This is a genomic window from Streptococcus oriscaviae, assembly GCF_018137985.1.
Taxonomy (GTDB): Bacteria; Bacillota; Bacilli; order Lactobacillales; family Streptococcaceae; genus Streptococcus; species Streptococcus oriscaviae.
Map to the genome: position 1 here is coordinate 1,864,017 of NZ_CP073084.1, position 22,792 is coordinate 1,886,808.

Annotated in this window: 17 protein-coding genes; 14 read left to right on the forward strand and 3 right to left on the reverse strand. The window is 40.0% G+C overall.

Features of this window, described 5'->3' with window-relative positions; genetic code table 11:
- The first annotated feature begins 359 nt into the window (after positions 1-359).
- Together INT76_RS09410 and INT76_RS09415 are read left to right on the forward strand one after the other, a co-directional pair.
- On the forward strand, positions 360-2,672 hold the full coding sequence (locus INT76_RS09410) for a glycoside hydrolase family 3 C-terminal domain-containing protein (RefSeq protein WP_212570184.1): 2,313 nt from the start codon (positions 360-362) through the stop codon (positions 2,670-2,672).
- Between the two features lie 396 nt (positions 2,673-3,068).
- Positions 3,069-4,220 carry an iron-containing alcohol dehydrogenase gene (locus tag INT76_RS09415; RefSeq protein ID WP_212570186.1) on the forward strand — a complete coding sequence of 384 codons (1,152 nt, stop codon included), beginning with the start codon at positions 3,069-3,071 and terminating at the stop codon, positions 4,218-4,220.
- Positions 4,221-4,402: 182 nt separating this feature from the next.
- Here INT76_RS09415 and pgmB read toward each other — a convergent pair whose 3' ends face one another.
- Complete coding sequence (gene pgmB / locus INT76_RS09420; RefSeq protein ID WP_105120511.1) at positions 4,403-5,065, reverse strand: beta-phosphoglucomutase; 663 nt, start codon at positions 5,063-5,065, stop codon at positions 4,403-4,405.
- A gap of 131 nt (positions 5,066-5,196) precedes the next feature.
- Entirely contained in the window at positions 5,197-6,201 is a 1,005-nt protein-coding gene (locus INT76_RS09425; protein WP_249116203.1) for an AraC family transcriptional regulator, read from the reverse strand.
- Positions 6,202-6,320: 119 nt separating this feature from the next.
- Between INT76_RS09425 and INT76_RS09430 the strand changes: the two genes are divergently transcribed.
- The 3 genes from INT76_RS09430 to INT76_RS09440 are packed head-to-tail and all read left to right on the forward strand — an operon-like array spanning position 6,321 to position 11,999.
- Positions 6,321-7,694 carry an MFS transporter gene (locus tag INT76_RS09430; protein WP_212570190.1) on the forward strand — a complete coding sequence of 458 codons (1,374 nt, stop codon included), beginning with the start codon at positions 6,321-6,323 and terminating at the stop codon, positions 7,692-7,694.
- Positions 7,695-7,750: 56 nt separating this feature from the next.
- Entirely contained in the window at positions 7,751-9,394 is a 1,644-nt protein-coding gene (locus INT76_RS09435) for a glycoside hydrolase family 3 protein (protein WP_212570192.1), read from the forward strand.
- A complete protein-coding gene (locus tag INT76_RS09440; RefSeq protein ID WP_212570194.1) occupies positions 9,384-11,999 on the forward strand; it encodes an alpha-L-rhamnosidase in 2,616 nt (871 codons plus the stop codon). The genes INT76_RS09435 and INT76_RS09440 overlap by 11 nt, the downstream gene beginning before the upstream one ends.
- 237 nt (positions 12,000-12,236) lie before the next feature.
- Here INT76_RS09440 and INT76_RS09445 read toward each other — a convergent pair whose 3' ends face one another.
- The gene (locus tag INT76_RS09445; protein WP_212570196.1) at positions 12,237-13,196 is read right to left on the reverse strand and encodes an AraC family transcriptional regulator; all 960 of its coding nucleotides are present in this window, start codon (positions 13,194-13,196) and stop codon (positions 12,237-12,239) included.
- Between the two features lie 114 nt (positions 13,197-13,310).
- Between INT76_RS09445 and rhaB the strand changes: the two genes are divergently transcribed.
- The 9 genes from rhaB (at position 13,311) to INT76_RS09490 (ending at position 22,777) form a co-directional block, all read left to right on the forward strand.
- Entirely contained in the window at positions 13,311-14,699 is a 1,389-nt protein-coding gene (gene rhaB / locus INT76_RS09450) for a rhamnulokinase (RefSeq protein ID WP_212570198.1), read from the forward strand.
- A 10-nt stretch (positions 14,700-14,709) separates the two neighbouring features.
- On the forward strand, positions 14,710-15,972 hold the full coding sequence (gene rhaA, locus INT76_RS09455) for an L-rhamnose isomerase (RefSeq protein ID WP_212570200.1): 1,263 nt from the start codon (positions 14,710-14,712) through the stop codon (positions 15,970-15,972).
- A gap of 13 nt (positions 15,973-15,985) precedes the next feature.
- A complete protein-coding gene (gene rhaD, locus INT76_RS09460) occupies positions 15,986-16,801 on the forward strand; it encodes a rhamnulose-1-phosphate aldolase (RefSeq protein ID WP_212573059.1) in 816 nt (271 codons plus the stop codon).
- Positions 16,802-17,072: 271 nt separating this feature from the next.
- Positions 17,073-17,678, forward strand: coding sequence for a DUF1349 domain-containing protein (locus INT76_RS09465; RefSeq protein ID WP_212570202.1), 606 nt, complete (start codon positions 17,073-17,075; stop codon positions 17,676-17,678).
- A gap of 84 nt (positions 17,679-17,762) precedes the next feature.
- A complete protein-coding gene (locus tag INT76_RS11190; protein WP_212570204.1) occupies positions 17,763-17,888 on the forward strand; it encodes a helix-turn-helix domain-containing protein in 126 nt (41 codons plus the stop codon).
- Between the two features lie 118 nt (positions 17,889-18,006).
- A complete protein-coding gene (locus INT76_RS09475) occupies positions 18,007-18,273 on the forward strand; it encodes an ACT domain-containing protein (protein ID WP_212570206.1) in 267 nt (88 codons plus the stop codon).
- Between the two features lie 11 nt (positions 18,274-18,284).
- Positions 18,285-19,622 carry a PFL family protein gene (locus tag INT76_RS09480; protein WP_212570208.1) on the forward strand — a complete coding sequence of 446 codons (1,338 nt, stop codon included), beginning with the start codon at positions 18,285-18,287 and terminating at the stop codon, positions 19,620-19,622.
- 67 nt (positions 19,623-19,689) lie between these two features.
- The gene (locus INT76_RS09485) at positions 19,690-20,382 is read left to right on the forward strand and encodes a histidine phosphatase family protein (protein WP_212570210.1); all 693 of its coding nucleotides are present in this window, start codon (positions 19,690-19,692) and stop codon (positions 20,380-20,382) included.
- A 298-nt stretch (positions 20,383-20,680) separates the two neighbouring features.
- Positions 20,681-22,777 carry an ATP-dependent Clp protease ATP-binding subunit gene (locus tag INT76_RS09490; RefSeq protein WP_212570212.1) on the forward strand — a complete coding sequence of 699 codons (2,097 nt, stop codon included), beginning with the start codon at positions 20,681-20,683 and terminating at the stop codon, positions 22,775-22,777.
- Positions 22,778-22,792: the final 15 nt, after the last annotated feature.

A 22,792-nucleotide genomic window follows, 5' to 3' on the forward strand; every position in this document is an offset into this window, starting at 1 on the left:
TAAGACTGTAACTCAAAAAGGTCATGCTTGATAAAATCAGTTAGCTGTTATGTCAATTATTGAACCAGAACTCGTTTCGGCTAAGTCTACGGCTCTATCTGTGGTATTTAGTCTGGATAATCTGAATCGCGAGTGAAATGATGCTTACCCTAGTTTACTAAGGTATAACTAAGAAATTATTTGATTCAATTTTGTGAAGACAGTTTCTATCATTATTACCAAGTCTATGAACAAATAGAAAGTATTAAAGTGAGCAAATTAAGTTACTTTAATATATTTTCGTATTTATTGTTTTATATAAACCTAGTTTATAAGAAGATAAAACTATGGATGTCTAGTTAATTTCAAGGAGAAAATAAATGAAAGAAATTAAAGATATTGTAAAAAGTTTAACCTTAGAAGAAAAAGCAAGTCTTTGTCAAGGTTCTAGTTTTTGGGAAACAAAAGAGATTAAGGAGAAAGGAATTCCAGCCATTCTGATGACAGATGGTCCTCATGGCTTACGAAAAGAGTCGGAAGAAAAAGATCAATATGGTATGAATTTGAGTTTACCAGCAACCTGCTTCCCAACAGCATCTTCCATCGCAAATTCATGGAATGAAGACCTCATTTGGCGTGTAGGTGAGGCACTGGGCAAGGAGTGTATTGCAGAAAATGTATCAATTCTGTTAGGACCGGGTGTCAATATCAAACGAAGTCCCCTTTGCGGTAGAAACTTCGAGTATTTTTCTGAAGATCCTTATCTATCTTCACACATGGCAAAGAGTCAAATCTTAGGTATCCAAAGCATGGGTATAGGGGCGAGTCTCAAGCATTTTGCTGTTAATAACCAGGAAACACAACGGATGACCGTAGATGCAAAGGTTGATGAACGCACCTTACGAGAAATATATTTGGCAAGCTTTGAAACAGCGATAAAAATTGCAAAACCTTGGACCATTATGGCTGCCTACAATAAAGTCAATGGAGAATACTGTTGCGAACATTCACATCTACTGAATGAAATTCTTAGGGACGAATGGCAATATGACGGAGTCGTCCTATCAGACTGGGGAGCCACTAATAATCAAATTGTCGGAATTCAAAATGGGTTTGATTTGAGAATGCCTTTTAATGGCGATTATTACACCAAGGTTTTGATAGAAGCAGTGGAAACTGGGAAATTGGCCGAGTGTGTTTTAGATAAAACAGTGACGAGGATTCTGACACTTGTGAAAAAATGTATAAAAAATGAATTAACCGCGACTTTTTCGAAGGAGGAACACCATCAACTTGCTGTGGAAGCTGCGATTGAAAGTGCAGTATTATTAAAAAATGAACACTCTACATTGCCCATAACTCGAAATACGAAGATTGCCATTATCGGAAGATTGGCACAACACATTCGTTATCAAGGCGGTGGTAGTAGTCATGTCATTCCTAGTAAGTACAAAACGTTGCTAAATGTTCTTGAGGACGATTATCCAGATGTTGAGTACACATATTCACCTGGCTACCGTCTAAAACAGGATGTGGACGATTCTCAATATATTTCAGAAGCGTTGATTGCAGCTGAGACAGTTGATGCAGTGCTGTTTTGTTTGGGCTTACCAAATACCTGGGAAAGTGAAGGATTGGACCGCAAGCATTTGGAAATTCCTAAAAACCAACAACATCTCCTCAAACAATTATCAGCCTTAAATAAACCAATTATCTGCTTATTATTTTCTGGTTCTCCAGTAGAAATGCCTTGGTTAGGGAATGTTGAGTCGCTCTTATATTTCTCTACAGCTGGTCAAGGAATGTCTGAAGCTGCATGGAAATTAGTATTTGGGGAGAGAAATCCCTCGGGTAAACTTGCCGAAACTTTCCCAATTTCTCTATCTCACACACCAACGAGCTTGACGTTTCCAGAGAAAGAGCAAGCAAACTATGCTGAAGGAATTTATGTGGGCTATAGATACTACGATAAGAAGAAAATATCTACCCTTTTTGATTTTGGTTTTGGGCTCTCTTATACAAGTTGGGAATACCAGAATTTAAATATCAGCCAATCTTGTCTGGATTTTACGAAGGAAGAAAGTCTGATTGTTTCTGTCGATGTGACGAATACCGGATCAAGGGCAGGTCGAGAAATTGTACAACTATATGTGTCTAAAGAAGAACCAAAAGTGCACCGCCCAATAAAAGAATTAAAAGGCTTTAAAAAAGTGTTCTGTTTGCCAGGAGAAACTAAAACGGTAACCTTCATACTGGATAGGAGAAGTTTTGCATACTATGAAGAGAAAATCCATGATTGGTACGTAGAAGACGGAAACTATCTTATTATGATAGGCAAATCTGTAAGAGATATCGTTCAACAAGAAATCCTGAAAATAAATAACAATCCACTTCCGGTTATGTTTAGTCCACAAAGCACAGTCGGAGAAATCAGGGAACACCCTGCTGCAAGCGAAGTGTTGAAGGCAGTTTTCAGTAAAATGATGCCTCCGAAAAAAACGGAGAATAAAACAGTTAATGACATAACTGATGAGGAAAATTTCACAGATAAAGCAATGGCTTATGATTCAATGGCAGAAGCTATGCCATTGATAAAAATTTCTGACATGACTGCAGGACTAGTCACGATTGAAGCCATCTATCAGATAGTCGAGCAGCTAAATCAAGCAGTAATGAAGAGTCAAAGAAATTGAGATAAAATACACTGATATTGAACTGCTAATAGGGGATTGATTACATAGAATATTTTTTGTATATATAACAATCTGAAATTATTCTCTTTCTACCTTCGGGCCATGGCCGAAGGTTTCTTTGTATTTTTCGTAAAAATAGGTTTTATTGTTGAATCCTGTAATTCTAATGACTATTGAAATAGAAGTTTGTTTGAATTATACAAAATGAGTGCAAGCCATCGAATATACATCTCAAAATGAAAATGTATTTTGAACGTTAAGTCGGATTGTCTTTATTATTGTCAATGAACTATCTGTATATTTGATACAATTTATCATGAGAATTGTTCTTTATTAACACAACAATTTAACTTATAATTTGTTTATAAATTCACAAAAAACTAAAGGAGGTTGTCTATGGCAACATTTTACGTTCCAGCGGTCAACTTGATTGGTCGCGGTTGTGTTAATGACATCGGTGGTTATGTCAAGGAATTGGGCTACAAAAAAGCCCTGCTTGTGACAGATGCATTTCTGCTGACAAGTGATATTCTAGCAAAAGTGACCAAGCCACTCGATGAAGTAGGTGTAGACTATGTGGTCTTCAGTCATGTGGATCCAAACCCAACCTGTAAAAATGTTTACGATGGTTTGGCTGTCCTGCAGGAAAATGACTGTGACTTTATCATCTCAGTTGGCGGCGGGTCTCCACAGGATGCGGCTAGCTGTATTTCCATCATGGCGACCAACGGTGGAAAACCGCAAGACTATGAAGGTCTTCATAAGTCTGAGAAAAAAGGGTTGCCAGTTGTAGCGATCAATACAACTGCAGGTACCTCAGCTGAGATTACGATTAACTATGTGATTACCGACGAAGACCGCAAGGTCAAAATGGTGATGGTGGACAAAAACAGTCTAGCTGTGATGTCTGTCAACGACCCTGAGCTCATGTTGTCCAAACCAGCGGCTCTTACTGCCGCAACAGGTATGGATGCCTTGACTCATGCCATTGAAGCCCTGGTGACACCAGGTGCCTACGGTGTGACCAAGAAACTGTCCATGGGTGCAATCGAGCTGATCAAAGAATACTTGCCACGTGCGGTCGAAAATGGTCAGGATATTGAGGCGCGTGAAGCCATGGTTCATGCCATTTTCCTTGGTGGCATGAGCTTTAACAATGCTGGTCTGGGTTATGTGCACTCCATGGCGCACCAACTGGGAGCTGTTTATGACCTGCCACATGGTGTCTGCTGTGCCATGATTTTACCAATCATCGAGAAAGAAAATGCCAAACGGGTGCCAGCTGCCTTCCGTGATGTCGCAAAAGCTTTGGGACTGGACATTGCTGGTAAATCCGATGAAGAATGCGCAGACTACGCCATCGCACAAATTGAAGAATTGTCCGCTAAAGTTGGCATTCCGAAAAAATTGACCGAGCTAGACATCAAAGAAGAAGACTTCGACTTTAAATACCTGTTTAAGAATGCCTTGATTGATGCCTGCGCACCAGGCAACCCATTCATGCCAACCTTGGAAGAAACAATCGCATTTTATAAAGAATTGTTTTGAGAAATATGATAATTAAACAATATAAATGTAGTCGTTAGGATGAAATTCTTAGCGACTTTTTGTCATTAGCTATAAAAGTTTGATTGGTGGTTGATAGGTTATATCAGTACAAATGTTTTTTTCAAATATATTCAAAAAAGCAGTGCCTGTTGGCTCTGCTTAATACTAATTTGAAATTGGAGCTATTTTTTTTGGATTTGCCATGCATTTTCTACTTCAGATAAAGTTAAGTCCTTGGTTGAAGTGAATATTTTGTTAGCATGATTGAGTTCTGCTCCACCAACTGCGATTGAAAAAATATTTGCTGAATTTATTGCAGTAACACCTGCCACAGAATCTTCGATTGCAATACATTCTTCAGGTTCACATTGGATAGATTTGGCAGCCTCTAAAAAAATATCTGGTGCAGGTTTACCCTCAGTAATGTTTTCAGGGTTAACTATTGCTTGAAAAGACCTATCAAGTTCTAGTTTTTTAAGAATATATGGTCCATTTTTAGATGATGAAGCCAAAGCAAGTTTAATACCATTTCTTTGTAAATCTTGAATAAATGTTTCAATACCAGGGAGTATATTTTTTGGAGTAAGTTTTTCAAGTGATTCGACATACAATAAATTTTTCTCTTCACAGAGTTTCATAAAGTCATAATCAGAGATTGAAATTTTCAGGTATTTTAAAATGACTCGAAGAGAATCTTCTCGACTAACACCTTTTGTTTTTTCCTCAATAGAATCAGGGAGATTAAGCCCGAAGTGCTTAAAAATAATTTGCTTCCATGCATTGAAGTGTAACGGAGCAGTATCCGCAATCACACCGTCTAAATCAAAAAGAGCACCTTTAAACATAATATTTTCTCTCCATCTTTAATTTTTACTTACTTCATTATAGTATTAAAAGAAGAGAGGATTCAATCACTTCTGAACAGATAATTATGCTCTTTTTACAGTTTATTAAATGACTATGGAAGAATAGATGGTTAATTTTTACGCATTTCATTAGGTGTCTTGCCGAAGAATTTTTTGAATTGGCGAAAGAAGTAACTAGGTGAATTAAAGCCAGATTCTAATGAAATTGTCTCGATAGAATAGTCAGTATTTCTCAGTAATTCCTTTGAATAGAGTAACCTTTTTTCAAGAACAATCTTTTGAAAACTTTTACCTGTAACCTGCTTTAGCTTATTACTTAAATAGTTAGGATTATAAGAAAATTTATCAGCAACTTCAGCGATATCAATATCTTTAAAATGTTGATCAATATATGATAAGATTGGGGCAAAATTAAATTTTAATAAACTGTTTTGATAGATATTCTCCTCCTGGTAAATCCGAATCAATTCCATCAATAATATTTGTAAATATTGAAACAAGAATAGTTGAGCTTGCATTTTATTGTCGAGATGTTCACAGAGCATGAGTTGAATAAGACTATGGATAGTTGAAGATTTATTAGTATGAAAAATAATAAATTTATCATGTTTTGCTTGAGTATTGAAAGCATCTGCTAGAAATTGAGTTAATATACTCGAAGAGTCTTGTAATTTGTATAAGAAGAGTGTATCAAAGGTTTCTTCGTTTAGAAGAATGTTTATGAGAATATCCTCTTCACCTAGGGCATTGATAGAATGTGGGACATCACGATCTAGTACAATTAAATCACCTTTTGAAAGCGATACAGTTTCTCCATTTATTTCTTGAGTACAGTGACCGTTATATACATATACCATTTCAATAAAATCATGTAAATGAGTAATCATAGGAGCAAAACGGTTATGTCGACTTAAGAAAATGGAACTGTCCCCAGTAAAAAATATCTCTTTTGGTAATCTCGCAACTTTGAAGGCAGGGTCGATGTATGTATCTTTACTTGTATCAGATTGAAATGGATAATCATTTATTGAAAGGCCTGTTTCTTTTTGCTTTTTCTCATATTCATTTATTTCAAAGAGGAAATTTTCTAAGATATTAATTTTCAAATCGTTCACTCCAAAATCTGTATTTAGTTCATTATATAATACATTTAATGCATTGTAAACGGATACATCGGGATTTATAATATATTTATAAAAAATCAAAAAAATTTTTGGAGGACATAGCCGTGGGTATGAAAGAAAATAAATATGCCTTACCTGTAAGCGAAAGAATAACATATGGTTTTGGTAATTTGGCAGCGAACTTAATGATCACCACAGCAAATGCATTTATTACATATTTCTATACTGATGTAGTTGGACTAACGATATCAGTTGTTGGAACAATTTTGTTATTTGCCCGTGTATTTGACGGTGTTGCTGACTTAGTGATGGGAGCAATTGTTGATAAGACATCTTCTAGCAAAGGAAAAGCGAGACCATGGATTAAGCGTATGATTATTCCATATGGATTAGCCCTTACATTATTGTTCACTTCACCGAGTTTTCTACCGGATGAGATGAAAGCAATTTATGCATTTGTTACCTATGTTATTTCACTTGCTGGTGTTTATACTATGACTATGGTTCCCTATTCAGCGTTGATTGGGACCGCAACGCCTGATCCAAAGGAGAGGGGTTACTTATCAACTTCTCGAACAATTCTTGGATTCATTGGAGCTTTCTTGGTTAATGGTGTAGTTCTAAAAATTGTTGAAATGTATGGTGCAGTTACTGAAACTTCTTCATGGACTAAAATGGCGGCAACACTTGGTTTAATTTCAATTGTCTTGCTAACTATTCTTTATGGAAATTCAAAAGAAAGGGTGCTGGAAACCAGTGAGGCTATCAGTGCCGACAATGCACAAAAATTCTCCACAATTGATAATATAAAGGCCATGGTTAAAAATAAATATTGGTTAATTATCATTTCAGTCATTTTGATTAGTTTTATTAATGCTGGTCTTATGGGAATCAATATTTTTTATGCACAATGGATTTTGAACGATATGAGCAAAGTTGGCTTGATTGGCATGTTGTCATTTGCTCCAATTATTGCTGGCTGTCTATTTGCACCGTTATTGTTAAGTCGATTCTCTAAACGGACGATTATGATAATTGGTACAGTGCTTAGTTTAATAGGTGGTGTAATATTAGCTCTATTCCCAAGTAATTTCACAATGATTGCAGCTGGTTTGGTTGTTAGAGGATTGGGGATTGCACCTGTATCAGTTGCCAGCTTTGCGATGTTAGGTGATATTGCTGATTATGGAGAATGGAAAACAGGAATTCGGTCAGACGGAATCATTTTTGCGGCAGCAACTTTTGGTGAAAATGTGGGTTCTGGATTGGGAGGCTGGATTTTAGGTATGGTAATGGCACTTGGTGGCTATGTTGCAGGGGCAGCTACTCAAACAGCATCAACTTTGTTTGCAATAAAAACAGTATTTGCTTATATACCTTTTATATTAGGGGTTGTGAGTGTCATTTTAATCCTCTTTTATGATTTGGATAAAAAACTTCCTAGTATTATTAAGGACTTAGAAGCCCGTAAAGGACACGAATGATAAATTAGGGGTAAGTAATTAGCTTACTCCTTTGTATTTTGGAAAGTAGGAAAATAATGAAATTAACAGAAAAACCATTTTACTTGGATGATGAAGCAGTTGCGTGGGTTGAAGATACATTGGAAAGTTTAACTATAGATGAGAAAATAGGCCAACTATTTTTACCAATAGGTTATTCGACAGAAAAAGAATACTTGGATCATTTGGCTTCTTTTAACATTGGAGGATTATTTTTCAGACCTGGAAATGCAGTAGAAGTAAGAGATACCTATCAGTATATTCAAGAGATTAGTAAAGTTCCACTATTAACAACTGCAAACTTAGAAGACGGAGGAAATGGTGCTGCCTTTGAAGCGACAGCATATGGTCGTCAAATGGCTGTAGCAGCAGCTAATGATCCCAAATTTGCTTACAAACTTGGTGAAATTGCTGCTAAAGAGGGAAAGGCAGTTGGAGTCAATTGGGCCTTCGCACCTGTAATTGATTTGGATTTTAACTTTAGAAATCCGATCACAAATGTTCGAACTTATGGTAGTGATATTGAAAAAGTCATTGAAAATGCTAAAGCCTATACGAAAGCATTTCACGAGCAAAATGTAATGACTTCTATAAAGCATTTTCCCGGTGATGGTGCTGATGAGCGGGATCAACACTTATTGACATCTGTTAACCACCTATCAATGCCGGCTTGGGAAAAAACATTTGGATTGGTTTATAAAGAGTTAATTGATTTTGGTACCAAGGCAGTCATGGTGGGGCATATTGCTTTACCAGCTTTTACTGGAGATGATATGCCAGCGACATTGAGTCCAAAAATTTTGAAAGATTTACTTCGGAAACAACTTGGGTTTAATGGTTTGGTCATTACTGATGCTAGTCCAATGGTGGGATTCTGTGCAGCAATGAAGCGAAGTGAGGCAGTTCCATATACGATTGAAGCGGGCTGTGATATGCTATTATTCAATCGGGTTTTTGAAGAAGATGTTCAGTATATGAAAGATGGACTAGCAAATGGAATTCTATCTCATGAGAGATTGGACGAAGCTGTTACTCGGGTATTAGCTACTAAAGCATCTTTAGGCTTACACAAACAAATCGAACATGGTTCAGCAATGTTTGAAGATAGAAAAAAAGACCAAGCGGAACTTGCTGATCGTGCTGTAACACTTGTGAGAGATAGCCAACAATTGCTTCCCCTATCTCCCGAAAAACACAAAAGAGTTCTGCTTCAAATGTTAGGAAATTTCGATTCGAATGAACGCGTAAGTCAAAAGGTAAAAACTGAGCTTGAACAACTCGGTTTTGATGTGACTGTTTATGAACCCGAAACGAACTTTTGGGATTTAGAAACTGTGCAGAGTTTTTCAAGTAAATATGATATTGTGTTGTATGTAGCTAATATTGAAAATGCAAGTAATCAAACTGTTGCACGAATAAATTGGCATACTCTGTTTGGATTAGGAAATAATCTTCCTTGGTTTGTAAAGGAGATTCCAACTTTGCTAGTTAGTTTTGGAAATCCTTATCATTTGTTTGACTTACCAATGGTTGAGACTGTTGTAAATGCATACTGCAACTATGATCATTTTATTGAAGCAGGGATTTCGAAATTAGTTGGCAATAGTCCATTTAAAGGTGTCAGTCCAGTTAATCCATTTTGTACCAATGATCTATTAGAGGAGTTAAACAATGCAGATTGACCAATTAAAAGTAAACGGGGTAAGCACTCCATTAGGCTATCATTTTGATTATTTAACATTTTCTTGGAGATTTCAAAGCTCTGAATTTCACGAACAGTTAACCTTTAAAATTGAAATATCAAAGGATGATTGCTTCGAAGAAATAGTATTTAGTGGAGTGACAGATAGTTATTACAATACATATACTGTAACGACTGAATTTCTTGAACCACGGATTAGATACTTTTGGAGAGTAAGTGTTGATGAAGTTTCCGCAACTAGCTATTTTGAAACTGGAAAAATGTATGAACCCTGGGATGCAGATTGGATTAGCTATGAGGAACCAACTATTGAATCAGTTACATTTAAAAAAACATTTTCTGCTGAGAAAAAAATAAGTTCTGCACGCTTATATTCCCTTGGTCTAGGGCTTTATGAAGTTTTTATCAATAAAAGGAAAGTTGGAGATGAATACCTTACTCCTGGTTACCATAGTTATGACCTCATTCAGCAGTATCAAACCTATGATGTAACAGAGTTTTTACAAGACAGTAATGAGGTAACTTTTCTTGTTGGTAATGGTTGGTATAGAGGTCGGTTTGTTTTTGAAGGTGGTTTTGAGAATATTTATGGAGATAAACAAAAACTAATTGCAGAACTCCATATTTTATATAGCGATGGTAGTACAGAAATCATCAAAAGTGATACGACTTGGAATGCCATTACAAATGAAATTGTTGAAAATTCAATCTATGACGGAGAAATAATTGATTTTTCATCGAAGTGTAAGCCACTGACAGTCATCATGGATAAGGCAAGTAAACAATTATTACGTGAGAGAATTGATTTACCAATTTGCAACATGGAAAGTCTTGAACCTTATATTTTCAGAGATACAGCTAACAACCTCCTACTTGATTTTGGACAAGAAATTACAGGTTGGATTGAAGGCGTTTTACCAGCTAACAAGCCTAAAGTTGTATTTAAATTTGGAGAGATTTTGCAAGATGGTCAATTTTATTCAGAGAATCTTCGGACAGCCAAACAGGAATTTGTCATTCTAAACAATGAAAAAGAACGAATCATTCGTCCTAGATTTACGTTTTTCGGTTTTCGATATGTAAAAGTTGAAGGATTAAATGAAGCGGAAGCTCGGAGATTCTCTGCAAAAGTTCTTCATAGTGTGTTAGAGGAAAGATTTGAATTTTCATCTTCCCATAGAAAATTGAACCAGCTAATTAGCAACATCAGGTGGAGTCAAAAAGATAATTTTCTAAGTATACCAACAGATTGTCCACAAAGGGATGAGAGAATGGGATGGACTGGTGATATAACAGTATTTGCAAATACTGCTTCATATAATATGGAAACTAGGGCGTTTTTAGGTCATTTCTTAAAGATGGTTGAGTTGGAACAGGAACAACTGAATGGAGCGGTTCCCTTTTTTGCACCATATCCAAAATTAGCAGATAAAGACGCTCACAATCCGTTTCTTAAATCAGCAGGTTCGGCGGTCTGGGGAGATGCAGCAACAGTTCTTCCAATAACGCTGTTTCGCCACTTTCGCGACCTAGGTCTTTTAAAATCACACCTTTCAATGATGATGAATTGGGTAGACTATATTTATCATCAAGATGAAAAACATGGTGGGAAAAGATTATGGGATTTTGGTTTTCAACTTGGTGATTGGCTTGCACTCGATTTGGGTATTCCCGGTACAGTATTTGGGGCAACTGATTCAGCTTTAATAGCGACAATTTACTATTATTACTCAGCAAGCAATACAGCCAAAGCACTCAAATTATGTAATGATTCAAGAGCGTCTTTCTATTCAAAACTAGCTCTTGAAATCCGTACTGCATTGTTGACTACTTACTTTATCGGTGATGAATTAAATTTAATTCCTGTCACCCTACAATCCGAGGTTGAACTAAACCGTCAAGAGATGGGACGATTATTTGGTGGAATTGATATTTCGACAAGAGTTGACACACAAACAGGTCTCTCCCTTTTGTTACGGTTTGGAATCTATCCTTCTGAATCTGCTCGTCTAAAACTAGTTAACAAATTAAAAGAAAGGATGATTGAATCAGGCGGAGCATTGACAACTGGCTTCGTAGGAACTCCTGAATTACCTCATGCACTTTTTGAAAGTGAACTTGTTTCGGAAGCATATTCGCTCTTGTTTAGAGAAACTTCTCCAAGCTGGTTATTTGAAGTAAATATGGGAGCAACGACAACTTGGGAACGTTGGGATTCCATTCTCCCAAATGGAAAAATATCAGGTATTGAAATGAATTCCATGAATCATTATGCATACGGAGCAATTGAAGACTTTGTAATTGAGAAAATTATTGGTATTAACTTGCCAGATATAAACGATAATACAAATACTTACACGATTTCTCCACGATACCCTTCCCAGTTAGACTTCTTATCTGGAAAATTAGAAACAGTAAATGGAACGATTGCTGTGAACTGGGAAATTCAAAATGAAAATGTCAAATTGAGAATAGATGTTCCTGCACGAACCAATATAAATCTTATACTATTGAATGGCGAACGTAAAGCATTGCGAACAGGAACCTATCAATTTAGCGATGTTATTTTCCGAAATGACAGTTAGTGTTGATTTGGTATTTGTAAAATTTTCCTTTATAAACCTTTGACCGTGAGTCAAAGGTTTATTTATGGCTTCAAGCTAGATTTTTTCGAAGAAAACAATTAGTAAGTCACCTGCTATCTAGGTGGCGGAGGTATTTTAAAGTGTGTTAAAAATATCATTCAGGAAAATTAGCCTGACATGGACGATACATACAACAAAGAATATTTCATAAACGTACAAGCTAGTAGCCTCAAACTGCTAGTTTTTTCTTTCTACCTTCGGTCCATGGCCGAAGGTTTCTTTGTATTTTTCGTAAAAATAGGTTTTATTACTGAAACCGACGCTGAGGGCGATTTCTTGGATAGGGAGTTGGGTCGTTCTCAGTAATAATTGAGCCTTCATCAGTTTGCGTTGGGTGACTAGTTGGGTGAAGGTTTGGCCAGATTCTGCTTTGATGAGGTTGCTCAGGTAGTTTTTATTAAAACTCAGTCGCTGGGCTAGATCAGCAAGACCGATGCTAGCATATTCGCGGTCTATGATTTTCAATATTTGAGCGTAGGTTGATTCTTCTAAGTGTAAATCAACAGTTTTTTCAAGAGTTGGCAATAGGCGAGCCAATTGGTAGAAGAAAAGTGGCAGATAGTGTTTCAACATCTGTTGGGAAAATTCCTGCGGTAGCAAATATTCAGTCATCATTTCACTTAAAATCTGGCGGACAGGGCTATTTTCCTCCGTATGCAACAAAAGGAAATTGTCCCGTTTGAAGTGTTGGGAGGAATCTGACAGCAAGAACTGATATAGCAGGCTGTTCTCCCCCTGAAGTTGCTTGAGCCAGTTGATCGATACATCCTTGTTTTGAAACAAGAGATTAATCAGAATATCCTCATCCCCCAATGCCTCAATGGAATGCCGGCTTTCCACATCCATGAGCAGAATATCTCCCTCCTTCAATTCAAATTCCTGGCCGTTAATCTGCTGGCGACAACACCCCTTATAAACATAATTGATCTCTAAAAATTGATGGGTATGCTCTGGGTAAGCAGCAAAGCGACTGTGCTTGCTAATGAAAATATCCTTGTTTTGAAAGAAGAACTGTTGAGAGAGTTTTGGTGTCTGACTTACGGATTGCATGTCCAAATAATCTGATACGAATCCCTGTTTTTCCTGCAAGAGTTCATGCTCTGTTTTTCTTAATAATAACTGATCTAACAGATTCATTGCGATTCCCCCCAAAAAACTGTAAATTTGATACGTTTTTAATGTTCTATCGACATTGTACCATAAAACGAAATAAGGTTAAATAGAAGTATCAAAAAACAAAGGAGAAACCTCATGACCTATCATGTTGCCATTGATATTGGAGCATCTAGTGGCCGTGTGATCTTAGCAAATAAGATTGATGGATTGGAATTAAGAGAAATTCATCGTTTCAAAAATGGATTTGTGGAGGCTGACGGACATGACAGATGGGATATTGACCAGCTGGTTGACAATGTACTGATTGGGCTTGAAAAAGTGAAGCAATCTGGGGTAAACACCTGTACAATTGGTATTGATACCTGGGCTGTTGATTATTGTCTACTTGACAAAAATGGCAACCTACTAGCCCAACCAATTGCTTACCGGGATGCTAGAACTCAAGGGGCGATGGAACAAGTCTTTCAGCATATCTCAAAAGAAACCATTTATCAGAAAACAGGAATCCAATTTCTAAATTTCAATACCCTCTATCAGCTCTTTGTCGAAGACAGAAGTTTGTTGGAAAAAACAGATAAAATTCTTATGATTCCTGATTACATTGCCTACAGATTGACAGGAAAGATGACAGGAGAAGTGACCAATTGGTCAACGACCCAATTTATGAACCTTGAAACACGCACTTTTGACAAGGAGTTGTTGGAAGTGATTGGTATCGAGACTGGCAAGTTCCCTGATTTGATTGAAGCGGGTGGTTTCATCGGTCGGTTAGAAGTAGATGGATATGATCTACCAGAAGCACAAGTGATTGCAGTTGGCACACATGATACCGCTTCGGCCGTTGTGGGGGTTCCAGCGACTAGCGAGAACTGGGCCTATATTAGCTCAGGCACCTGGTCTTTGATAGGTATTGAATCTAAGCAGCCTATCGCCAATCAAGACAGCTATCTAGCCAATTATACAAATGAATGGGGCGCTTATCAGACATACCGATTCCTCAAAAACATTACAGGTATGTGGTGTGTCCAAGAAATTGCACGCCTGACAGATTATCGCTATTCCTTTAAGGAAATGGCAGAGCAGGCAGCCCTTGTTGAGCCATTCCAGCAAGAGATTGATTTGAATGACGATCGATTCACTAATCCTGAAAATATGATAGAAGAAATCAAAGAGGCTTGTCGTGAGATAGGGCAAAAAGTGCCTGAATCTATCGGAGAACTGGTTATGGCTGTCTATTCCAACTTAGCTAAGGCCTACGGACGAGAATTGAAGCAAGTTGAAGCATTAACTGGCCAGACCATCGATTGTCTTCATATCGTAGGTGGTGGCTCTAACATCAGCTTGCTCAACCAGCTAACCGCCAACGTCATCGGAAAAGAAGTGATTGCAGGACCAGGAGAGGCAACTGCAATTGGCAATATCCTAGTCCAGATGATTACGACAGGGGAGTTTGAAAATCTCCAAGAAGCTAGACAATGGTTAGCAGAAACATCTGAATTTGAAACATTTATACCACAACTGTAAGGAGAAAGAAATGAACGCTGAACAATTGAAACAAGCATATCAAGTTGCCAAAGAACGTTATGCATCTATCGGAGTTGATACCGATGCTGCTCTAAAAAAACTTCAAGAAATCAAGATTTCCATGCATTGCTGGCAGGGAGATGATGTTAAAGGTTTTTTGACCCCAGAGGGTGAGTTGACTGGCGGAATTATGTCAACGGGAAATTATCCAGGGGCTGCTACCAGTCCAGAACAACTCCGCAAGGATCTAGAAAAAGCCTTTAGCCTGATTCCCGGTCAGCACAAACTCAACCTCCATGCGATTTATCTGGATACAGATGAAAAGGTAGATTTGAATAAAATTGAACCAAAGCATTTTGAAAAATGGGTGACTTGGGCTAAAGAACAAGGTTTGGGACTTGATTTTAACCCAACTTTCTTCTCACATCCGATGATGAAAGATGGCTTCACCCTCTCTCACCCAGATAAAGAAGTCCGTGATTATTGGATTGAACATGGCAAACGTAGCCGTAAGGTTGCTGAGTACATGGGGAAAGAACTTGGTCAAGTGTGCTACAACAACTTCTGGGTGCCAGATGGCTTCAAAGACAATCCAATTGACCGTCTCAGTCCTCGCAAGCGTTTGATGGAATCCTTGGATGAAATCTTCGCTGATCAGGTGGATGAAAGCTATACGCAGGATGCGGTAGAAAGCAAGCTCTTTGGTCTTGGTGCAGAAGCCTATACTGTTGGTTCACATGAGTTTTACATGGGATATGGCTTGACCCGTGGAAAAATGATTTTGTTGGATGCGGGACATTTCCATCCTACTGAAGTCATTTCAAACAAGTTGTCATCTTTGGCTCTTTTTGGAAAAGGCATTATGCTCCATGTTTCTCGTCCCGTTCGTTGGGATTCTGACCATGTTGTCATTATGGATGACGAATTGCAAGATATCGCTAAAGAATTGGTCCGCAATGATTTGTTGGACAAGGCAGTGATTGGACTAGACTTCTTTGATGCGACCATCAATCGAATTGCAGCTTGGGTTATCGGTACACGCAATACTCAAAAAGCTCTATTGAAAGCCATGCTTGAGCCTACTCAAGATTTGAAAGATATGGAAAATGCCTTTGATTTCACCTCCCGTTTGGTCTACACAGAGGAGCTGAAAGATTTCCCATATGCAGATGTATGGAATTACTTCTGCTTGCAGAATAATGTACCTGTTGGCTTGGACTGGTTAACTGAAGTCCGTCAATACGAAGAAGATGTTTTAAGTAAACGAAACTAGAAAGAGGAACATGATGACAAAATTTATTGATTCACCCTATGTAGAAACCATGCGAGAAGTGACTTACCAGTCTTATCTTCGATACTGGGATGAGCGAAATGGTGGCAATGTTTCCTGCCGGTTAACCGAGAAAGAAGTGAGCTTTTATGAAGATGTGCATGAAGTCAAATCCACGCATGAACTTGGCTTTGATGCATCAGCATTAGCAGGTCAGTATTATCTTGTTACAGGGACAGGTCGCTATTTTAGAAATGTGACCAAGCAACCCCTACTTGATTTAGGATTGGTCAAAATTTCTGAAGATGGTCACCATTACGATATTGTTTGGGGATTTGAAGATGGTGGACGACTAACCTCAGAGTTTCCAAGTCACTTGATGAGCCACATTGAACGCCTGAAAGTTAACCCTGAACAACGTGTTGTCTTCCATTGTCACCCAACCAACTTGATTGCACTTACCTTTACTCAGGACTTGGATGAGCGTCATCTTTCACGTTTACTTTGGAAGATGCAGGCAGAATCGCTGGTTGTCTTTCCTGAAGGAATTGGGCTCATTCCTTATATGACTCCAGGTACAACAGAGATTGGACAAGCGACAGCAGAAAAAATGGCTGATTTCTCGGCTGTTATCTGGCCACATCATGGACTCTTTGCTTCTGGTGTCTCTCTTGATGAAACCTATGGCTTGGTGGAAGTCATTGAAAAAGCAGCCATGATTTATAGCCAAGTCGGAGCACAGGGTGGTGTCATCAAGCAAGAAATCACAGACCATGAACTGAAAGAATTGGCTGCACGTTTTGGTGTAACACCAAAGAAAGGATTCTTGTAGGACTTGTTCTAGAGAAGATGGGGTGCCTCTTCTAAGAAACCGTTGGTCCACTTTGATCCTTAAGGAAATCCGTAGCCGAAGTTCCAAAGTTTTGTCAATAGGGTGTCAGAAAAAATTGAAATTCTTTTATTTTTAAGTGAAGTCTGCTTTTTTCAGTATATACAAGCAATATAAAACGAAAAGATCTCTAGAGAACACTTGCAGCATCTGTATTTTTACAGTACAATATGGTAAGCTTTTAATGAGATGTTATGTGCTGAAAGGAATCCAAATGAACACAAAGGATTTTTACTGGGTTCGGGAACCAGAAAATTATCAGATTTCGGATACAGAAATTAGAATCACAACCCAAGCTCATACAGACTTGTGGCAGAAGACCTACTACCATTTTGTCAATGACAATGCTCCCCTGCTCTTGATGGACACGGAGGAAGAGTATTTTTCCTTTACGGTTAAGACGGATTTTTCCAATAGCCATACTCGTTTTGATCAGTGCGGTGTAGTAGTCTATCAGGATTCGGAAAACTGGATTAAGGGCTCGATTGAGTATGAAAATGAAGATTTTCAACACTTGGGCAGCGTCGTGACCAACCATGGCTATTCCGACTGGGCTACCCAGGAAATTCCTGCCTCCGTCAAGTCCATTTATTACCGTTTGAGCCGACGCGGCAGTGATTTTTGTATTGAAAATTCCAAAGACGGTGTCCATTTTGAGCAAATGCGGGTCTGCCACCTGCAGGAAGGCAGCGGTAAGATCCATTTCGGCATCTATGCCTGCTCGCCAGAAGACTCTTCCTTTGAAGCCGTCTTTTCGGAAATGAGTTTGACAGACTGCAAGTGGCTGGCCCACGATGGCCAGCAGCCAGATGAAGCATAGCTAAATCGGGCTATGCCTACCTTCGGTAGGTGTTCCTAAGGTATGCTGATGCTGAGCCGGATGACATAAAAAGGTTGCCCTTAAATGAAGCTGCCGACCGAGGAGATTTCCTCCCTCGTTGGTTACAGCGAGGTCGATGCCTTCAGCCGTGCCTTTAACAAGTGGACAGGCATGACGTTAACGAATTATAAGAAACAGTTCCCTCGTTAATGGTTGAAAACGTTCGTAAAAATCTAACGAAAGAGCAGTTTATTCTGTTCTTTTTTAGTATTTCTTTTGTTTTATACGGATTTATGGTAGAATAGTTAAAAATCAAAAGAGGTGTAGTATGAAAGCAATTATTACAGTAGTTGGTAAGGATAAGACAGGTATTGTTGCAGGCGTTGCAACCAAGGTTTCTGAATTGGGGCTCAACATTGATGATATTTCTCAAACCGTTTTGGATGAGTATTTCACCATGATGGCAGTGGTATCTTCAGAAGAAAAGAAAGATTTCACCCTGCTACGCTCAGAGTTGGAAGCCTATGGTCAGAGCCTGAACGTGAAGATCAATATCCAGAGCGCAGCCATCTTTGATGCTATGCACAATCTGTAAGGAGGCCTTTCATGGATATTAGACAGGTAAAAGAAACCATTGACATGATTGAGGAGCAGAATTTTGACATCCGTACCATCACCATGGGTATTTCGCTTCTCGACTGTATTGATGCAGATATTGATAAAGCAGCTGAAAAAGTCTATCAAAAAATCGTTACCAAGGCTAAGAATTTGGTTGCCGTCGGTGACGAAATCGCTGCAGAGTTGGGGATTCCGATTGTAAATAAACGGGTCAGCGTGACCCCTATTGCCCTGATTGGTGCAGCAACGGATGCGACAGATTACCTTCCATTGGCTCACGCTCTCGACAAGGCAGCCAATGAAATCGGCATTGATTTTATCGGTGGCTTTTCAGCCTTGGTACAAAAAGGGTACCAGAAGGGGGATGAGATTCTCATCAACTCTATTCCGCAGGCTTTGGCTCAGACTTCTAAGGTCTGCTCCTCTGTCAATATCGGCTCCACCAAGACCGGTATCAATATGACTGCCGTTCGGGATATGGGGCGGATTATCAAGGAGACAGCTCAGGCTTCTGATATGGGTGCGGCCAAGCTGGTGGTCTTTGCCAATGCGGTTGAAGACAATCCCTTCATGGCAGGCGCTTTCCACGGTGTCGGTGAAGCAGATGTCGTTATCAATGTCGGTGTTTCTGGCCCAGGAGTTGTCAAACGTGCCCTTGAGAAAGTGCGCGGTGAGAGCTTTGATGTGGTGGCGGAAACCGTTAAAAAGACAGCCTTCAAGATTACCCGTATCGGTCAGTTGGTTGGAACCTTGGCTAGTGAGCGCTTGGGTGTCAAGTTTGGTATCGTTGACCTCTCCCTTGCCCCAACGCCAGCGGTTGGAGATTCTGTGGCGCGTGTCTTGGAAGAAATGGGTCTGGAAACCGTTGGTACACACGGAACGACAGCTGCACTTGCCCTCCTCAATGACGCCGTTAAAAAGGGTGGGGTTATGGCTTGTAACCAAGTTGGCGGCCTTTCAGGTGCCTTCATCCCTGTATCTGAAGATGAGGGTATGATTGCGGCTGTCCAAAATGGTTCCCTCAATCTGGAAAAACTGGAGGCCATGACAGCTATCTGCTCGGTTGGCTTGGATATGATTGCCATCCCAGAAGATACCCCTTATGAAACCATCGCGGCCATGATTGCGGACGAAGCGGCTATCGGGGTTATCAACCAAAAAACCACTGCCGTTCGGATTATTCCAAAGGGTAAGGAAGGGGACATGATTGAATTTGGCGGTCTTTTGGGAACAGCCCCAGTCATGAAGGTCAACCAAGCCTCATCTGTTGACTTTATCAATCGTGGCGGACAAATTCCTGCCCCGATTCATAGTTTTAAAAACTAAAATGAGAAACGATTGCCGTCAGCAATCGTTTTTTGATATACTAGAAGAAGAGAAAGAGGAGGAGTTTATGACAGAAACAAGACTGTATATTTCGCGTCACGGTAAGACCATGTTTAATACCATCGGTCGCGTTCAAGGCTGGTGTGATACCCCTTTGACGAAATTCGGAGAAGAAGGAATCCGTGAATTGGGTCGTGGGTTAAAAGATGCTGGTATTCCTTTTAAAAAGGCAGTTTCCAGTGACTTAGGACGGACTGTGCAGACCATTACCATTGCCCAGAGAGAGTTGGGCATCCTTGGGAAAATTCCTTATTACCAAGACAAGCGGATTCGGGAGTGGTGTTTTGGTAGTTTTGAGGGCATGTATGATGCGGAGCTATTTAACGGAGTTCTGCCTCGTATCAGCGGTATCGTAGATGCTTCAACCATGAGTTTTGAAGAAATTGCAAACGGCATTCAAGAAGCCGATACAGCGGGCTGGTCTGAGTCCTGGGAAGTGTTGAGCCACCGTATTTTGACTGGTTTTGAGTCTATCGCTCGCGATCTGGAGGCCCAGGGTGGCGGTAATGCTTTGGTTGTCAGTCATGGGATGACGATTGCTACTTTGGTCAATCTTTTGGAGCCAAACCGTCCAACCAATCTAGCCTTGGACAATGGTTCCGTTACAGTTGTGCGATACGAATCAGGTCGCTTTACCATTGAAGCCGTCGGAGATTTGTCTTACCGCCGTAGAGGAGCAGAGTTGCTTGCGAAGAAATGAGACTAGCTGGAGGGAGTTTTCCCCCAGCTTTTTTTTTTGAAAAAAAGTCAAACAAACCTATTGACCTTCACTGACCAATAGTGTATAATAGTCCTCGTAAGGTAAAAGACCTTACAAATTTTAAGATTTAAAGGTCAGTAAAAGTCAAAATTTGATTCTTCTTTTTATAAGATTGGTCAATTTTGGTCAGAAAAAGACCCAGGGAGGTCCTATGATGAATGACGCACATCGACACTAGCGTATTTTTTTAACAAACAAAGGTCAATAATGGTCAAACAAAAAACAAGGAGAAGCTACTATGAACAATAATTTCAACAACTTTAACAATATGGACGACATTTTCAACCAACTTATGGGAAATATGGGCGGCTACAATACGGAACGCAGACGCTATTCTATCAATGGCCGCGAAGTGACACCAGAAGAGTTTGTCTACTATCGCCAAACAGGTAAGCTCCCACAGAGCGAGCAAGCCCAAACGCAGGAAACTAAAGGAAATGTCAAGCCAGGTGGTATTTTGGCTAAATTGGGTCGCAATCTGACAGAGGATGCCCGTGAAGGCAAGTTGGATCCAGTCATTGGTCGGAATAAGGAAATTCAAGAAACCGCCGAAATTCTAGCCCGTCGTACCAAGAACAATCCTGTTCTGGTTGGAGATGCGGGTGTCGGAAAAACCGCCGTAGTAGAAGGTCTGGCTCAAGCCATTGTCAACGGTGATGTTCCAGCTGCTATCAAAAACAAGGAAATTATCTCTATTGATATTTCAGGTTTGGAGGCCGGAACCCAATACCGCGGTGCTTTTGAAGAAAACATCCAAAATTTGGTCGATGAGGTCAAAAAAGCAGGCAACATCATCCTCTTCTTTGATGAAATTCATCAGATTTTGGGTGCAGGTAGTACAGGAGGGGATTCAGGTTCCAAAGGTCTGGCGGATATTTTGAAACCAGCACTTTCCCGCGGAGAATTAACCCTAATCGGGGCAACAACACAGGATGAGTATCGGAACACCATCATGAAAAATGCAGCTCTAGCGCGCCGCTTCAATGAAGTCAAGGTTAATGCTCCATCTTCTGAGGATACCTACCAGATTCTCAAGGGGATCAAACCTCTCTATGAGGCTCACCACAATATCGACCTTCCAGATTCTGTATTGAAGGCAGCGGTGGATTACTCGGTTCAATACATTCCTCAACGCAGTTTGCCAGACAAGGCCATTGACTTGATTGATGTAACTGCTGCTCACTTGGCAGCTCAGCACTCTGTAACAGATATTAAAACGCTTGAAGAAGAAATTGCTCAAGCCCGCAATCGCCAGACTCAGGCTGCTGAAAAAGAAGACTATGAACAAGCGCTCAAGGAAAAAGTCCGTATTGATAAGCTGCAAGCGCAGATCGACAACCATACAGAGAGCCAGCGTGTCGTAGCTACGGTCAACGACGTCGCTGAGGCAGTTGAGCGGATGACAGGGATTCCAGTATCGCAGATGGGGGCATCCGACATTGAGCGCCTCAAGGAGATGAAGTCACGTCTTGCTGCTAATGTCATCGGTCAAGACGATGCGGTTGAAGCTGTATCACGCGCCATTCGTCGGAATCGTGCTGGTTTTGATGAAGGCAACCGTCCGATTGGCTCCTTCCTCTTTGTCGGCCCGACTGGGGTTGGGAAGACTGAGCTAGCCAAACAGTTGGCTCTGGATATGTTTGGCTCAAAAGAAGCCATCATCCGTCTGGATATGTCTGAGTACAGCGACCGAACAGCGGTATCTAAGCTTATTGGAACCACCGCGGGTTATGTGGGCTATGACGACAACTCCAACACTTTAACCGAGCGTGTGCGCCGCAATCCGTACTCGATTGTCCTTTTGGATGAAATTGAAAAGGCAGACCCGCAGGTTATTACCCTTCTGCTTCAGGTACTAGATGACGGGCATTTGACAGATGGTCAGGGTAACACCGTCAACTTCAAGAACACTGTCATTATTGCAACCTCAAACGCAGGTTTTGGTTATCCGGCAACCGCTGAAGGAGATGGTGATATTATGGAGCGGATTGCCCCTTACTTCCGTCCAGAATTTCTCAACCGTTTCAACGCAGTCATTGAATTCAAGCACTTGGACAAAGAAGACCTCAAAGCCATCGTTGATCTCATGTTGGCACAGGTTAACAAGACTTTGGCCAAGAAGGAAATTGAATTGAAGGTAACAGAAGCAGCCAAGGCCTATCTGATGGAAGAAGGCTACGATAAGGCCATGGGAGCTCGCCCGCTTCGCCGTGTGATAGAGAGTCAGATCCGTGATAAGGTGACAGATTTCTATCTTGACAACATCCATGCTAAGCGACTTGTAGCAGACATGGTGGATGGACAGCTAGTCATTCAGGAAGAGCTGGGGAACTAAAAACACTAGTCTGGA

Excerpts from the sequence above, each read along its gene's own strand:
- INT76_RS09415 (WP_212570186.1), top strand. The coding sequence starts at position 3,069 with ATGGCAACATTTTACGTTCCAGCGGTCAACTTGATTGGTCGCGGTTGT.
- INT76_RS09465 (WP_212570202.1), top strand. The coding sequence starts at position 17,073 with ATGAACACAAAGGATTTTTACTGGGTTCGGGAACCAGAAAATTATCAG.
- INT76_RS09410 (WP_212570184.1), top strand. The coding sequence starts at position 360 with ATGAAAGAAATTAAAGATATTGTAAAAAGTTTAACCTTAGAAGAAAAA.
- INT76_RS09485 (WP_212570210.1), top strand. The coding sequence starts at position 19,690 with ATGACAGAAACAAGACTGTATATTTCGCGTCACGGTAAGACCATGTTT.
- INT76_RS09490 (WP_212570212.1), top strand. The coding sequence starts at position 20,681 with ATGAACAATAATTTCAACAACTTTAACAATATGGACGACATTTTCAAC.
- rhaB (WP_212570198.1), top strand. The coding sequence starts at position 13,311 with ATGACCTATCATGTTGCCATTGATATTGGAGCATCTAGTGGCCGTGTG.
- INT76_RS09430 (WP_212570190.1), top strand. The coding sequence starts at position 6,321 with ATGAAAGAAAATAAATATGCCTTACCTGTAAGCGAAAGAATAACATAT.
- pgmB (WP_105120511.1), bottom strand. The coding sequence starts at position 5,065 with ATGTTTAAAGGTGCTCTTTTTGATTTAGACGGTGTGATTGCGGATACT.
- INT76_RS09480 (WP_212570208.1), top strand. The coding sequence starts at position 18,285 with ATGGATATTAGACAGGTAAAAGAAACCATTGACATGATTGAGGAGCAG.
- INT76_RS11190 (WP_212570204.1), top strand. The coding sequence starts at position 17,763 with ATGAAGCTGCCGACCGAGGAGATTTCCTCCCTCGTTGGTTACAGCGAG.
- rhaD (WP_212573059.1), top strand. The coding sequence starts at position 15,986 with ATGACAAAATTTATTGATTCACCCTATGTAGAAACCATGCGAGAAGTG.
- INT76_RS09445 (WP_212570196.1), bottom strand. The coding sequence starts at position 13,196 with ATGAATCTGTTAGATCAGTTATTATTAAGAAAAACAGAGCATGAACTC.
- INT76_RS09475 (WP_212570206.1), top strand. The coding sequence starts at position 18,007 with ATGAAAGCAATTATTACAGTAGTTGGTAAGGATAAGACAGGTATTGTT.
- INT76_RS09435 (WP_212570192.1), top strand. The coding sequence starts at position 7,751 with ATGAAATTAACAGAAAAACCATTTTACTTGGATGATGAAGCAGTTGCG.
- INT76_RS09440 (WP_212570194.1), top strand. The coding sequence starts at position 9,384 with ATGCAGATTGACCAATTAAAAGTAAACGGGGTAAGCACTCCATTAGGC.
- rhaA (WP_212570200.1), top strand. The coding sequence starts at position 14,710 with ATGAACGCTGAACAATTGAAACAAGCATATCAAGTTGCCAAAGAACGT.